The sequence below is a fragment of the Pseudomonas sp. RIT357 genome (assembly GCF_000632245.1).
Taxonomy (GTDB): Bacteria; Pseudomonadota; Gammaproteobacteria; order Pseudomonadales; family Pseudomonadaceae; genus Aquipseudomonas; species Aquipseudomonas sivasensis.
On sequence record NZ_JFYX01000013.1, the window covers coordinates 17,579 to 32,856 of the forward strand.

General features: G+C 58.9%; 12 protein-coding genes. 4 read left to right on the top strand and 8 right to left on the bottom strand.

The genetic code is table 11. The annotated features are described in order from the left end of the window. Positions 1-139 precede the first annotated feature (139 nt). The 7 genes from BW43_RS15805 to BW43_RS15785 form a co-directional block, all read right to left on the bottom strand. The gene (locus tag BW43_RS15805) at positions 140-2,665 is read right to left on the bottom strand and encodes an acyl-CoA dehydrogenase (RefSeq protein ID WP_032886503.1); all 2,526 of its coding nucleotides are present in this window, start codon (positions 2,663-2,665) and stop codon (positions 140-142) included. 289 nt (positions 2,666-2,954) lie between these two features. Beyond that, positions 2,955-4,370, bottom strand: a complete 1,416-nt coding sequence (locus BW43_RS15800) for an outer membrane protein transport protein (RefSeq protein ID WP_032886504.1) — start codon at positions 4,368-4,370, stop codon at positions 2,955-2,957. A gap of 127 nt (positions 4,371-4,497) precedes the next feature. After that, positions 4,498-5,001 carry an alkane oxidation protein activator PraB gene (praB, locus tag BW43_RS29450; protein WP_081797685.1) on the bottom strand — a complete coding sequence of 168 codons (504 nt, stop codon included), beginning with the start codon at positions 4,999-5,001 and terminating at the stop codon, positions 4,498-4,500. Positions 5,002-5,223: 222 nt separating this feature from the next. Further along, the gene (gene praB / locus BW43_RS28330) at positions 5,224-5,727 is read right to left on the bottom strand and encodes an alkane oxidation protein activator PraB (RefSeq protein WP_081797686.1); all 504 of its coding nucleotides are present in this window, start codon (positions 5,725-5,727) and stop codon (positions 5,224-5,226) included. A 133-nt stretch (positions 5,728-5,860) separates the two neighbouring features. Further along, on the bottom strand, positions 5,861-6,355 hold the full coding sequence (praA, locus tag BW43_RS15795) for an alkane oxidation protein activator PraA (RefSeq protein WP_032886505.1): 495 nt from the start codon (positions 6,353-6,355) through the stop codon (positions 5,861-5,863). Between the two features lie 113 nt (positions 6,356-6,468). Next, positions 6,469-7,749 carry an alkane 1-monooxygenase gene (locus BW43_RS15790; RefSeq protein ID WP_032886506.1) on the bottom strand — a complete coding sequence of 427 codons (1,281 nt, stop codon included), beginning with the start codon at positions 7,747-7,749 and terminating at the stop codon, positions 6,469-6,471. A gap of 294 nt (positions 7,750-8,043) precedes the next feature. After that, positions 8,044-9,033 carry an alpha/beta fold hydrolase gene (locus tag BW43_RS15785; protein WP_032886507.1) on the bottom strand — a complete coding sequence of 330 codons (990 nt, stop codon included), beginning with the start codon at positions 9,031-9,033 and terminating at the stop codon, positions 8,044-8,046. A gap of 276 nt (positions 9,034-9,309) precedes the next feature. On the opposite strand from BW43_RS15785, the gene BW43_RS15780 reads away from it, so the two are divergent. Genes BW43_RS15780 through BW43_RS15770 form a run of 3 tightly spaced genes read left to right on the top strand, consistent with a single transcriptional unit; the run spans position 9,310 to position 12,584 of the window. Continuing rightward, the gene (locus tag BW43_RS15780) at positions 9,310-10,848 is read left to right on the top strand and encodes an NAD(P)/FAD-dependent oxidoreductase (protein WP_032886508.1); all 1,539 of its coding nucleotides are present in this window, start codon (positions 9,310-9,312) and stop codon (positions 10,846-10,848) included. After that, entirely contained in the window at positions 10,845-11,735 is an 891-nt protein-coding gene (locus BW43_RS15775; RefSeq protein WP_032886509.1) for an SDR family oxidoreductase, read from the top strand. Before BW43_RS15780 ends, BW43_RS15775 begins: the two co-directional genes overlap by 4 nt. 15 nt (positions 11,736-11,750) lie before the next feature. Beyond that, positions 11,751-12,584, top strand: coding sequence for a metal-dependent hydrolase (locus tag BW43_RS15770; RefSeq protein ID WP_032886510.1), 834 nt, complete (start codon positions 11,751-11,753; stop codon positions 12,582-12,584). Here the strand turns inward: BW43_RS15770 and BW43_RS15765 are convergent. Next, positions 12,581-14,656, bottom strand: a complete 2,076-nt coding sequence (locus tag BW43_RS15765) for a PTS sugar transporter subunit IIC/EAL domain-containing protein (RefSeq protein ID WP_032886511.1) — start codon at positions 14,654-14,656, stop codon at positions 12,581-12,583. The genes BW43_RS15770 and BW43_RS15765 overlap by 4 nt on opposite strands. Positions 14,657-14,941: 285 nt before the next feature. Between BW43_RS15765 and BW43_RS15760 the strand changes: the two genes are divergently transcribed. After that, positions 14,942-15,271, top strand: a complete 330-nt coding sequence (locus BW43_RS15760; protein ID WP_032886512.1) for a DUF6388 family protein — start codon at positions 14,942-14,944, stop codon at positions 15,269-15,271. Positions 15,272-15,278 lie beyond the last annotated feature (7 nt).

Sequence of the window (15,278 nt, forward strand, 5' to 3'; positions counted from 1 at the left end):
ACTCACAACACATTCTGACCTTGTAAACCCGATCCATGTGGGAGGGGCATGCCCCCGATAGCGGTGGTTCAGCCAATGAGTCGGTGACTGATGGATTGCTATCGGGTGCAAGCGCCCTCCCACACTGGCCGCGTTTGTCCTAGTTGACCGAGGCGTTTTCGCTTTGGCTGCTGCGCCGCTTGGTGGGCGGTTCCAACGCCTGCTTGCGCTGCTGCAATGCTTCCAGCAAACCAAAGTCCTGCGGGAAGTCATCCACCTGGATACCGTGATCGGCGTATTCCACATAGCGCGCGAGCAAGGCGTCTTCGTCGTCGCTGATCAAGTCCAGCGCCCTGGCCTTGACGCGCCAGGTGGTGAAAGCCGTGGCGGAAATAGGCATCGGTTCGAGCACGCCTTGCTTGATGGCAGGCTTGAGCCGGGCGTCGATCAGCTCCACTTGTGGCAGCAGACGCAAGCCCAACTCGCCATACGCCAACTTGTCGATTTCGGGACGTGGAATGTAGGAATTGGCCAACAACCGGTCACGGGTCTCGCCCGGTGTCTGCACCACATCGGCCACCTGGGCCAGTAGGCGATCCGACGGTTTGCGCAGCGGAATGCCGAACGGGAACGTCAGGCCGCGCACCACGGCGGCGGCGGCTTTGGAGGGGTAGTTTTCCAGCACTTCGGCAAGGGCTTCATGAGCACGCACTAGCGCATCCTGAGCCGACCAGTGCACCAGCGGCAGGTCTGACTGAGGCCGGCCGTCATCCTCGAAACGCTTGAGCACGCAGGACAAAATGTACAGCTGCGACAGAATATCCCCCAGACGCCCGGTGATACTTTCCTTGCGCTTGAGGGCACCGCCCAGCACACCCATGGAAATGTCCGAGATCAGCGCCAGCACCACCGACAGACGATTGGCCTGGCGGTAGTAGGACGCCAGCGCGGGGTCGGTCTTGGCAGGTGCAGAAATCAGACGACCGCCTGTCAGCGAATGCACCGCCGCACGTACGGTGTTGGCCAGCACGAAACTCACGTGGCCGAACATCGCGCTGTCAAAGTCTTCCAGCGCCTTACGCCGGTCCGGGTTGCGCGCCGCTTCCATCTCACGGAACACATAGGGATGGCAACGGATCAGGCCTTGGCCAAAGATGATGAGGCAGCGCGTCATGATATTCGCGCCTTCCACCGTGATGGCGATGGGGCTTTGCTGATACGCACGGGCCAGGAAGTTATTCGGGCCCATGCAAATGCCCTTGCCGGCGACGATGTCCATGCCGTCGTTGACGATGATTCGCGCCCGCTCGGTGACGTGGTACTTCGCAATGGCGGAGATCACCGAAGGTTTCTCGCCGGCATCCAGGGACGCTACCGATACCTTGCGCACCGCATCGCAGGCATACAAATGCCCGGCCATGCGCGCCAGAGGTGCCTGCACCCCTTCGAACTTGCCGATGGGCAGGCCGAACTGCTTGCGCATCGCGGCATAAGCCGTAGTGCCACGCACCGCAACCTTGGCCAGGCCGACGTTGGCCGACGGCAACGAAATGGCACGGCCCGCTGCTAGGCACTCCATCAGCATGCGCCAGCCATTACCGACTTGTTCACGGCCGCCGATCACCCATTCCAACGGGATGAAGACGTCCTTGCCGGTGGTTGGGCCGTTCTGGAATACGGCGTTAAGTGGCCAATGGCGGCGACCGCTGTTTACGCCGGGGTGGGACGTGGGGATCAGTGCGCAGGTGATGCCGAGCGAACCTTTCGGGCCCAGCAAGCCGTCCGGGTCTTCAGCGCGAAACGCCAGGCCCAGTACGGTGGCGATGGGGCCGAGGGTGATATAGCGCTTGTCCCAGGTCACTTTGAAACCCAGCACTTCTTCGCCCTCGTGCATGCCCTTACAGACAATACCCAAGTCTGGAATGGCCCCGGCATCCGAGCCCGCATACGGGCTGGTCAGGGCAAAGCACGGGATGTCTTCACCCCGAGCCAGGCGCGGCAGGTAGTAATTACGTTGGGCGTCGGTGCCGTAGTGCAACAACAGCTCGGCCGGGCCGAGGGAGTTGGGCACCATCACCGAAATCGCCGCCGCCGAGCAGCGCGTCGACAGCTTCATCACCACTTGCGAATGGGCATAGTGGGAGAAGCCTTTGCCGCCGTACTGCTTGGGAATGATCATGCCGAGGAAACCGGCATCCTTGGTGTACTGCCAGCCTTCGGGGGACATGTCCTGCCAGACCTGGGTGGTTTCCCAGTCGTTGGCGATGTCGCACAAGGTTTCCACTTCATTGTCGAGGAAGGCTTGCTCCTCGGCGCTGAGGCTGGCCGGCGCGGCTTGCAACAGGCGCTGCCAATCGGGTTTGCCGCTGAACAACTCGGCGTCCCACCACACGGTACCGGACTCGATAGCCGCACGCTCGGTGTCGGACATTGCCGGCATGATCGTGCGAAAGAGGCCGAGGGCCTTGCTGGTGAGCAAGGTGCGACGCAGGGGTTTGATCGTCATCAGCAACGCGGGCGCTATCACCAGCAGCGCCGCGACGCTGGCCCCAAAACCTGCCACCACGTTGAACACGTAACCCAGTGCCAACCAGATCAAGCCGGCCCCTAACCACAGGGTCGCGGCAGCTTGTCGATACGCCAGGGCAATCGCGGCTGCGAAACCCACCAATAACCAGATAACCATGGGGATACCTCTACTCGATTCAGGGCGTGGTTTACGTGCGCAAGGTCGAATTGACCTGCGGCGTAAAGCCACACTACAAACTTGGAAAGCTAATTTCAAATTTTGTTTTGAAATTTTTATTTAATGCTTAAGCGAAAAAAATAGCGACTGAACCTGTCAGCCGAATCAACGCGAATTGGACGAAATCGGAACGGGTCGCGTGGGCGACCCCTTCGTTGCATTACCGGTGAAAAACCTGCAGAAAGATGCGCTGACTGCGGGCTTCGCACCGGCATGGCGTAACGCGGGATCAGAAGTTGTAAGTGACCCCCAGGCTCACGACATCGCCATAGGCTTCGGCCTTGCCGTCCAGGGTTGCCCCCCCGAGACGATCCTGGTTCTGGGTTTTCAACTTGGCTTTTTCCACGAACTGGTGGGAGTAGGAGCCGTCGATGCCCAGGCCTGGAATCGCTCTGATTTTGTAACCGAAGCCCAGCGAGGTGAAGATCCGGTCACCATCCGGGATACGCGGGTCGCGGGTGGAGTTACGGGTAGGTGTCTGGTCCGTCGCAACACCGGCGCGCAACGTGAAATCATCGGTGAGCTTATAGTCGCCGCCGAGAGAGACCATCCAGGCGTCCTTGTAGTTGTAAGGGATGGCAACGATGGTCGACCCCTCAGACTTCAGGGTCAGGTTTTTGAATGACGACCACTGGGTCCACAAGACACTGGCACCGAGGGTAAAACGATCATTGAACTGGTGAACCCAATCAATCGCTGCGCTGGCAGGAACGTCCAATTGGGTGGAGGCTTTACCGTTCATTTGAAGGTTGAGACCTGGATACAAAATGCCCGGCAACCCGGCGTCGATCAGGCCCTGGGAGCCTTCGTCAGCGTAGATGTTGTATTTGCCTTCAAGCTTGTTCTTGATCTTGGCGTGGTAGTTCAAACCCAGCGTGTCTTGTGGGGTTGGCTTCCAGGCCAGGCCGGCAAACCAGCCCACCGAGGTATTGTCGACTTTGACTCGCATGAGCGAGTAGCCAATGCCCGCCGGGAATGGGATCGAATTCGGAGCAAGTGCAGCGGCGGCATAGAGGTCAACGTTCTGGCTGACGAAGCCTTTGGTGTGCTGAACAATCGCGCCACCGCCGATGGAAAACTCATCGTTGACCTTGAACGAAAGCGACCCCGTCAACCCGACGGTTTCGATGCGCGTGTCAACCGCAAAATCCCGGCCCTTCCAGTCATTGTCCCAGGTGGTACGTGCGCCCATGGGCACCACTTGGCTGAGACCGAAAGCGAAACGGTCACCGATCGGCATGACCATGAATCCGGTCGGCACCCAGGCGGTAAAACCGCCCTGCCCTCCATCACCATCGCGGGGCACGGAATTGAACTCAAAGGTATCGGGGTTAACAGTCGTGGTGGAGGTCGGATTGCCTGCGTAGTCTTTGGCGGTACCTTTGTAGTGAATATTGATACGCGCGTAGTCAACGTTGAACTGCGAGATATTGTGATCAATGAACGCCATCGCCGCCGGGTTGTTGTAAGCCGATGACGGATCATCCTTAAACATCGAACCACCACCGAACGCGCGGCCCCAGCCTTCCGCCCCGAACGTCGGAGTAGAGAACCCACCGGCTTGCGCACTGCCGGTTATACCCATCAGGCCGCCGATAACGGCCAGGTTTATTAACGTGCGTGCGTGTGCTTTCTTATTATTCATGCCCGACTCCTTATAGTTGTTAAGCACCGATATCGGTTTTTCCGAACCCGGTTTACTTCAACAAGTGCCTCTTGCCAGGCACTTGCTCACTGCAATTCATGACCGTCCCATCCAGCACCCAGGCCATTTACGGAGAAACAGTAAACGCCGGACTGGGTGAAGCAGTGAGACCTGTGATCGTGCAAGCACCCACGGTTTGAGGGCTTGTGATGCTCAGGGTGTTAGTAGAGTTTTTCCAGATAACACTGATGTTCACTGGAGAACTGCTGCAGTCCGATCCAACCTTTAACTTCAACGCACCAAGCGTTCCAGGGAACACGTCGGGGCCGCTACCTGTCAGCTTCAAACGCCACACAAAATTACTCGCGACAGGAATTGAGCATATGGGGTTTGAACCGCTGAACACGGCACTGGTAATCGCTGCAACTGATCCATCAGATGCAACCGAACCGGCCATCGCGAAGTTGCAAGTCACTGGCATATTAAAACTAAGGGGAGACTTTATAGTAATCGTGCCCGCCGTGGTAAATGCGCTACCGGCAGGGGCAATAGTGGCCGCACTGGCCGTCGATATGGCCCCACCGCAAAGAGCAAAGAGTGTTACACAACCGAACGTTTTCAAGCTTTTCATTGTTATTCCTCACAGGGTCTGGCGAGTCACTTCGCCTATGCGTAGCGCCACTGATCAGATGAAATGCTAAAGCCCAATAGACTGCGTGCGGCTGTTCTCTTAATACTCATGCGCCACTCCTTATTGTTGTATTCCACCCTTGCAAACTTTTTCAAACAAGTGCCTCTTACGAGGCACTTGCCAGTTTCAACGTGTGATCATCACGTCAAGTACTCAGGGTACTTATGGGCTAACGGTGAACGCTGGACTTGGAACAGCGGTAAGGGCGGTAATTGTGCAAGAGCCCACGGTTTGAGGCGTAGAAATACCCAGCGTGTTGGTGGAGTTCTTCCAGTTGACCGCGATGGTCACCGGCGTAGCGCTGCAGTCAGAGGCGATTTTGAATTTCACACCCGAAACAGTGCCGGTGAACGCGTCAGGCCCAGTACCAGCGACCGTCAGCGGCCATGGCAGGTTGCTCAACACTGGAACGCCGCACAGCGGGTTGGAACCGCTGACCGTGGCGCCGGTAATCGAAGCTCCAGCACCACCACTCGCCACGGTACCGGTGAAGATAATGTTGCAAGTGACCGGGATATTCAGGGACGCCGGCGACTTAACGGTGATAGAGCCCGAGGTGGTAAAAGCGGCACCAGCAGGTGCAATGGTCGCGGCGTTTGCCATCGAAACGGCACCAAAGCACAGAGCAAAAGAAGTTGCACAAACGAGGGTTTTCAAACTTTTCATTGTTTTTCCTCACATGTAATGGCGAGTCATTCGCCAGGGGGTAATGGCCATGAACGAGAGGTTACGGTGAAACTGCAGAACTTCCCTTTCCAGCCAAATCTCAATTCAATTACCGCTCTAAACGTGGACGGCGTTATTCAACAACTTTGAAGGTGGGCGGCATCTTGATCGACACCGTCTTGATTTTGCAGTCTTCGCCAATGGGGACATTGGCCGCTTCCAACTTTCCGGTGGCGTTGTCCCACGTGCCATCAGCGGTAGAAGGCCCGCACTTGCCGCCCAGTCCGAAGGCGTGCACATCCACGCTGATATTCGACATGGAACCGCTTTTGGTGTCTTTGGCCACCAGCACCCACGGCAAGTTGGTGGCTTCGACCCGGCTGCACTTGAGGCCGCCATCGAACTCAACTTTGTCGACATTCACGGATGAACCATCGGCCGCGACTTTGCCCGCGACCTTAATGGTGCAGTCGGCGCTGATCAGCGCCCCCTTGGAAAAACTGATGGGGCCCTGGGCGGTGAACGCACTGCCGGCCGGTTCGATACGGGCGGCCTGGGCCTGGTGATAAACGATCAGGCCCAGTGCAGCCAATAGAATATGGGTAGTGAACTTGGCAGGTGATTGCATGGTGTACGTCCTTCCCTTTAATTATTGTTGTTCGGGTCAAACCACTTCCTCGGGGCGATAAAATCCTGCGCGGCATTTAAGGCCCCGAGTACACAACTGGGTATTACTTCATGTCAGAACGGCTTGGCGCTGTTGCTGTACTTCTCCAGATACTTCAAACGTTGTGAGGGCTGAAGATTGGTCAGGCTGATATCCCCGGCGTAATGATTAAGCACCCGATGGTCCATGCGCCGGCGCCATAAGTAAGGTACATAGGCCCAGACAATCATGCTCGCGTACCCATAGGGCAGTTGCGGCGATTCATCAAAGTGGCGAAGCGACTGATAACTGCGCGTGGGGTTGGCGTGGTGGTCGGAGTGCCGCTGCAACTGGAACAGAAAGATATTGGTGACAATCCGATTACTGTTCCAGGAGTGCCGAGGCGAGCAGCGTTCATAACGACCATTGGGTAACTTTTGGCGTTTCAGGCCGTAGTGTTCGACATAGTTCACGACTTCCAGCAACGAGAACCCGTAGATGCCCTGGATAATCAAGAAGGGAATCACCGCCGCCCCCAGCCAGGCAATCACCGCGCCCCACAGCACTACGCTGTACATCCAGGCACTGAGTACACCGTTCTTCCAGTGCCAGGCCGGCAGGCCGAGTTTGCGCAAGCGTTCGCGCTCCAGGTTCCACGCGGAGTGCGCACTGAACCACACCGAGCGCGGTAGGAAGGCCCAGAAACTTTCGCCCAGGCGCGAGCTGGCCGGGTCTTCTGGCGTGGCGACACGCACATGGTGACCACGGTTGTGCTCGGTGTAGAAGTGCCCGTAGAAGGTCGGTGCCAATGTGACCTTGGCCAGGAACACTTCCAAGGCGTTGGGTTTGTGCCCCAGTTCATGGGCAGTGTTGATGGCAATGCCGGTGGCGGCGCCGGTCGACATGGCCATGCCCAAGTAGGTGAACCAGCTCGGTGCGCCATGCAGTTGCGTGCGATCGGTGATGTAACTGGCGGCGTGGACCAGCCAGTTGGAAGGATCAAGGTGAGCGGTGGCGTGCAACAGACCACCTTGGATGATCCATTCGATGCCGCCGGCAGCCAGCCAGCCGGTAATGATCACTGACGAGATGACGAACAGCACGCCGGTGTAGACGATCCAGCGGTAGTAGCGTTGGGTTTCCAGATGGCTGACAGCCGACTCGGGCGGGTTGCTCACGTCTTCGCCGAGCAGGCCGTCAATCAGTGGGATCAGCCCGAAGATTACCAGCACGCCGACCCACCATAACTGCTGGACGCCGGTGAAAATGGCAAGGGAGCCGGACAACAGGGGTGTGGCCAACGGCATGATGCCCAACCACCACAGGTGGCGCTTGCCATCGGTCCACACGCTTGGCGCTGCCAGAGTCTGGTTCATGGCAGCCTCCTTGGCAGGGAGGTGGAAAACAGGTTCAGGGAGCGAAGAAGGCTCCGGGAAATCAACCATGCGATAAAAGACGTTTTTTTCATTTTTATTCGCTCTTAGGCATTTCAAAAATCATTTCAAAACAAACATTGAAATATTTTTTTAAATAAATAACGCGGAATCGTTAGGTCGTCAACTACTTTTTCGAAGCCTTTTTTACGTGACCGAGCAGTCTCTTTTTCAGCCGTTTGGTCAGGTCTCTAGGGCAAGCATTTGCGCCGTTCGAACCCGCAATGAGGACCACGATTATTTGTTCGCCAGGGCAAAGGGCGGATGCAGGACTGTGGCCGTTTGCGCCGGACGCGCGCGCTTGGCCACCTGCAACACCGCCTCTACCACTCGCGCCGTTGCGGTGATCGGCAGCATATGGCCGCGTCCCTCCACCACTTGCAGCTTGAGGCCTGGCACTTTGTCGGCGAGGGCCTGGCCATGTTTGCGAAAGTCCAGCACCTTGTCTCGCGCGCCATAGATCAGGCCGATGGGCAGCGTCAGTTGCGAGTAGCGCTTGACCATGTCCGGCAGGAAGTCGTTGACCTGTGCGATCTCGCTGGAGGCTGCATAAAAGTTGTCGGGGCGCATGCCCAGCAGCCCGCCGCCCTGGGTGGCGAAATCTTCGGGAGCGGTGTCCGGGGCGAATACGCCCTTGACCACCGAACGCCGGGTCAACAGGCCAATGGGCACGGTGAGGGTATGGGCGACCCAGCGCCGTAACCAGGCCGGTCGCACCGCCAGCGACCAGAACACCAACGGCAAGGTGGGTTGGGGATGGGTCAGCGGCGCCACCAGCACCAGACCGGATACGGCCTCGGGGTGGTCGAGGGCCAGGGCCAGGGATATCGCTCCGCCCAGGGAATGCCCCAACACCAGGGGCTTTTCCAGGCCCAGTGCTCGCATAAACGCTGCGACCTGCCGCGCCTGGGCCGGCAGGTCCGCTGCCGTGCCTTTATGACGCGTGGAATAACCCGACCCGGGACGGTCGAGGGTGATCACCCGAAAATGCTCACGCAACTGGCCGGACAAGGCATAGGTCAGGTTGCGACTGCTGCCCATCAGCCCGTGAATCATCACCAGAGGTGGGCCTTTGCCCTCTTCTACATAATGAAAGCGCTCGCCATCGACCTCCACCAAGCGCCCATTGATGGGGACAGCGGCTTCGATGCGCCGTGTCATCCAGGCGCTGAAGCCCCATAACACCGCACTTGCGCCCGCCGCAGCGGCAACCCACTCCACAGCCATAGCTCGGTCCTCTGCTTCCCTGCTGCTGGCGACCCGACCGGAATTGGTCAAGGCCTCAGCCATCGCCCGCCCCCTGGACTTTGACCTCATGCGGACCGTGCTCGTCCGTCGGACAAGTGGTGCATACCAAACATGGTCCTAGCGTAGGCGATATTTTCAGGTAGATTATTTAAAATCTTTTTTAAAATAATTAATTCAATTTTCCTTTGCAATGGTGTTTTATCTAAAAGACAAAACAAAAACAGGAGCACATCCGATGCCCATCAAGGACAGCCTATGAATGCCCACAGTGAATCCATCGACATCGCCATCATCGGTTCAGGCTTCGCCGGCCTGTGCATGGCCATCAAACTCAAAGAGGCCGGGTTCACCGACTTCTTTATCGCCGAACAGGCCGAGACCCTCGGCGGTACTTGGCGGGACAACCACTACCCAGGCTGCGCCTGCGATGTGCAGTCCCATGTGTATTCGTTTTCCTTTGCGCCCAACCCGAACTGGACGCGACAGTTCGCGCGCCAAGCGGAAATCCGCGCCTACTTGGAGCAATGCGCTGTGCGCTTCGGCCTGGCGCCTTACCTGCGTTTCAACAAGGGCCTTGAGCGCGCAGTATTCGATGAACAGCAGCAAAGCTGGCAATTGAGCTTCAGCGATGGCCGGCACGTGAGCGCACGGGTGCTGGTATCGGGTATGGGCGGCCTGTCGCGCCCGGCGCTGCCGGAGATTCCAGGCCTGGAGAACTTCAAGGGCAAGCGCTTCCACTCCCAGCAGTGGGACCATGACTATTCCTTGAAAGGCAAACGCGTGGCGGTGATCGGCACCGGCGCCAGTGCCATCCAGTTCGTGCCGCAGATTGCGCCGCAGGTGGCCCACCTGGACCTGTTCCAGCGCACGCCACCGTGGATCATGCCCAAGCCTGACCGGGCAATTTCGCCCCTCGAACGCTGGCTGTTCAAGCACCTGCCTTTCACCCAGCGCCTGGTGCGCGGCGCCTTTTACTGGGCGCTGGAAGGTCGCGTAGTGGGCTTCGCCCTGCACCCGAGGCTGATGAAGATGGTGCAGAAAATCGCCCAACGCCATCTGCACAAGCAAGTGGCCCGCCCGTCCCTGCGCAAGACCCTGACGCCGGACTACACCATCGGCTGCAAGCGCGTGCTGATCTCCAATGACTACTACCCGGCGCTGTCGCGCAGCAATGTCGAGGTGGTCACCGACCGCGTGCTGCGCATAGAAGCCGACGGCGTGATCACCGCCGACGGCATCAAGCACCCGGCCGATTGCCTGATCTTCGGCACCGGCTTCCAAGCTACCGACCCCGTGCCCCGCGACTGCATCATCGGGCGCGACGGTGTGGACCTGATGGACGCCTGGCACGACGGCGCCCATGCCTACAAGGGCACGACGGTACCGGGTTATCCCAACCTGTTTTTGATCGTCGGGCCCAATACCGGTCTGGGACATAACTCGATGATCCTGATGATCGAGGCGCAGGTGACCTACATCCTCGACGCACTCAAGCAGATGCAGCGCCAGCGCATCGCCACAGTGGACGTCAAGCCGGCGGTGGAACAAGCGTACAACCGCCAACTGCAGGACCAACTCAAGCGCACCATCTGGAACACCGGCGGTTGCCAGAGCTGGTACCTCGACCCGCGCACCGGCAAAAACACCACCCTGTGGCCCGGCTCTACGTGGCGCTTCAAGCAGGTCACGCGACAGTTTGCGCTCAAGGACTATGAAGTCGATCGGTTACCGCTCAATACGCCCGCCCGTCCCGCGGCGGCCGCCCATTCCACCGCAGAAGGCAGCCTGTCATGAAGTCATTCAACGGTCGCGTGGCGGCCATCACTGGCGCGGCATCCGGCATGGGGCGCGCGTTGGCTCTGGCACTCGCGCGGGAAGGTTGCCATCTGGCACTGGCGGACAAAAACGCCTCAGGCCTGGAGCAAACCCTGACGCTGATCAAGACCTCCACCCTGTCACCCGTGATGATCACCACCCAGGTGCTGGACGTGTCCGATCGCCAGGCCATGGAAGAATGGGCCGCGCGCTGCATGGCTGAGCACGGCCAGGTCAACCTGGTGTTCAACAATGCCGGGGTGGCCCTCTCCAGCACCGTGGAGGGCGTGGACTATGCCGACCTGGAATGGATTGTCGGCATCAACTTCTGGGGAGTAGTCCACGGCACCAAGGCGTTCCTGCCCTATCTCAAAGCCAGCGGCGAAGGTCATGTAATCAACACCTCCAGCGTGTTTGGCCTGTTTGCCCAACCGGGAATGAGCGGCTACAACGCCACTAAATTCGCCGTGCGCGGCTTCACCGAAGCACTGCGCCAGGAACTGGATCTGCAACGCTGCGGCGTATCGGCCACCTGCGTTCACCCCGGTGGCATTCGGACCGACATTTGCCGCAGCAGCCGCATCGACGCGAACATGACCGGCTTCTTGATCCACAGCGAACAGCAAGCCCGCGCCGATTTCGAAAAACTCTTCATCACCGATGCCGACCAGGCCGCCAAAGTGATCCTCCAAGGCATCCGCAAAAACAAACGCCGCGTGCTGATCGGCCGCGATGCGTATTTCCTCGACCTGCTCGCCCGTTGCCTGCCCGCGGCCTATCAAGCGTTGGTGGTGTTCGCCAGCAAACGCATGGCGCCCAAGCAACGCAGGCCAGTATTTGAAACCAATGACGAACCCCGTCTCTGAACAGGAGCACGCACTATGCTGCCTATCCGCCGCGACGTCCGTTTTGTCCTGCCCGCCGAGCGCATCACCAACTGGCACGAACAGGGCCCGTTCATCACGCATTTTTTCAATGCCCTGTCCCTGCTGTTTCCCCAGGGCGAGCTGTTTTTCATGGACAGCGTGCGCCACTACCGCCAGCGCGTGGAGGACCCTGCGCTGAAAAAAGAGATCCAGGGCTTTATCGGTCAGGAGGCGATGCACAGCCGTGAACACGTGGCCTACAACGACCTGATGCAAGCGGCAGGGCTGCCGGCACACACCCTGGACCGTCGTCTCAAGTTCGTCCTGGACCTGCAGAAAAAACACTTTCCGCCCGCCTTCAACCTGGCAATCACCATTGCCCTTGAGCACTACACAGCGATGCTTGCGGAAATCCTGCTCAGTGATCCGTCCCGCTTTGGCGACTCACTCAAGGGCTACCAGCAGATGTGGTACTGGCACGCTCTGGAGGAAACCGAACACAAGGCTGTGGCCTTCGACGTGTGGAATACGGTGATCAAGCCCGGCCCCAAGCGCTATCTGCTGCGCACCGGCGCCATGCTGACCACCACGGTGTTCTTCTGGCTGGTCGTACTGGATTTCCACGTACGCCTCTTGATCGCAGACCGTAAGGCCGGCGGGCACCTCAAAGGCTTCTGGCGCATGCTGAAGTTTCTGTATGGGCCCAAGGGAGTTTTCCCACGGATGCTGCGGCCTTGGCTGCACTACTTCAAACCCGGCTTTCATCCATGGGACCACGATAACCGCACGCGCCTGGAGGGCATCGACAGCCTGATCGAAGACATCGAACAGACTCAGCGCGGCTACTAGGCTTGCGCCAAGGCTTCACGCTCGCGCACAAAGCCTTCCAACTGATCGCCCGGCAGTGCCTTGCTGAAATACCAGCCCTGGATAATCAACTCAGGGCCGGTGTTCAGGAAGGCCAACTGCTCGGCGGTCTCCACGCCCTCCACCACCACGCCCAGGTTCAGCGCTTCGCAGAAACGCAGCATGCCGGTCAGCACTTGGGCGCCTTTGGGATCGTGTTGGGCCACCACGAAACTGCGATCGATCTTGATGAAGTCCACCGGGAATTGGTGCAGATAGCTCAGGGCCGAAAACCCGGTGCCGAAGTCATCGATATAGACCTTGGCGCCGATGTCCTGCAATTTGCGGATGGTCTGGCGCGTGGCCGGGATGTCGCTGATCAGCGCGTCTTCGGTGATCTCCACCGACACTTGCCCGTGAGCTTGAGCAAGGATTTCCACGAGGCGTTCGCCATAGGCCGCGTCGGTCAGGGTCGCGCTGGAAATATTGATGGTCATGGGCAGCGCAAAACCGAGCTTTTGCCACTTCTGATACTGACGAATCGCTTGGGACGCCACCCACACGTCCACGTCCGGCATCAGCCGCGCCTGCGCCAACCATTGCAGGAATTCCCACGGCGAATGCACGGTGCCCTGGGCATCGCGGGCGCGCATCAGCGCTTCGCAGCCAGTACATAGGCCTGTGCGTGTCGAGACCTGCGGCTGGAATTCAAGGTAGAACTCGTAGTCGCTGATCTGTTGGATGTGGCTCAGTTCATTGGCTTGGCGCGCGAAGGTCCTGTGGGACGCCAGCACCGGGTCCAGCTCGCGCAGCCGGCCTTTCTCTTCGAGGCCTCGGAAGGTCATGTCGAGGGATTTCAAGTACACCGTGCCACCTTCAGCGGCCTGGCGATGGATTGCACGTACATACGGCGCGTACACCAGGGTGCCCAGGGCTAATAGCGTTACTTGCAGCGCGACGGCCGCCAGATCGCCGTGGGTGCTCAGGTAGGCATTGAGCAATACCGGGGAAGTGAACGGCACGCTGGCCACCGCCGGAGATACCCACCCCAACTCCACCACGGTCAACGCCACGATTGCGTTCAGGGCAGGGACTACCAGAAACGGAATGAACAGGCGTGGGTTGAGGATGATCGGCAGGCCGAACAGCAGGACTTCACTGACGTTGAACAGCGAGAGCGGCAAGCTCGCCACGGCCAGCAGGCGCATCGACTGACTCTTGGAAAACAGCAGGATTGCCACCAGCAAGCACAATGCACCGCCCGAGCCGCCGATAAAGGCAAAACTGCCCAATAGGCCGCTGTTGAGTACATATTTGATCGGCTCACCTGCTGCCAGCGCGGCGCCGTTGAGCACCACCGCCTGATCCAGTACGTCGAACAGCGGTTGCATGGCGTACACGCCGTGGATCCCGAAAAACCACAACAGCGAGTTCATCAACGTGACAAACAAACCGCTGCCATAGGGCGACTCCAGGGCTTCAATCACCTGGGGCCCCTGCAACTGCGCCACGTAAGGAATCTGCAGCAACAAAGACAGCGCCACCACCAGCGCCAGAGCGGTGATGGCACCGGGCACCACCATATTGATCGTACCCCGCAGGTTGTGCCCTACCAGGTCTTCATTGACCAGGCGGGTCCAGCGGTAGCGGTACAGCCAGGCCATGGCCGGCACATTCAGCAGCGGTGAGGCAATGGCGATAAACAGGACGAACGTGGCAGACGCGCGGGGGTATTCGCGCAGGATAAAGGTCGCGACCACTACATGAGCCAGGCACAGAAACGCCACCGGTAACTGCGGCAGGCGGTACTGGATCGCCAGCATGTAACCGATGGAAGCCGCCACCAGCAGCGGAATCACTGAACTGATCTGGTTGTGCAACCCTGCGAGGAGCGCTACCACCTGCGGATCGAACCCCAGTACCCGCGCACATTCGGACAGGATCAGAAAACCCGCTGACACCAGCAGGCACGGCAGGATCCACAGCAGCCCTTCGCGGATCGCACGCAACGACTCGGTACTGGCCAAGGCAGCCAGACGCTGGGTGAAGAACAGTTTGAACAGCGTTTGCGCCATGACCCACCCTCTGCCCATCGCCCTCTGCCCATGGAAGGCAGTGCCCAAAATACCGGGGCTAACGCTACACGTCCTGACACCGGGAGCGAAAGCCTTTTGCCATGTTCAGGGCGGAAATTTCAGCAATGAATAGCAGGCAACGCCGGTTTTTTTTCAATTGTTGAATGTTGTGACCTGGGCCAATCCTGGAATCTGCTTCAATACCTGTTGTCTGCGCTTAATGCGCATATGGCTCGTCTCGGGCCAAAAACTGAAGCCTGATTCCATCTGATTTGGAGCACACCCTTGTCACCACCTGGCGATAACCACCAGCTCGCGCTGGACCGATTCTTGAACGAACACCCCGATGTGGCCGCAGAACTGAACACCCTGAATCCGCTGGCCGCCCAGGCCAAGGGCGAAACCCTGGCACAGTACCGCGCCGAACGGTTGCATGAAGCGTTTGAGGCAGAAGCCGAACGCCAGGGTCTCTTTGCATGGGAGTTGACACTCAAACTGACCACCGACTCCTCCGAGGACTTCGAGGCCCTTCGCCTGGAAGTGCACAAGGAAGTGGCGCAGATGGCCGGACTGAGTTGGGTCGAATACTGCCAACTGCACGATTTGAACGGCTGATACACCC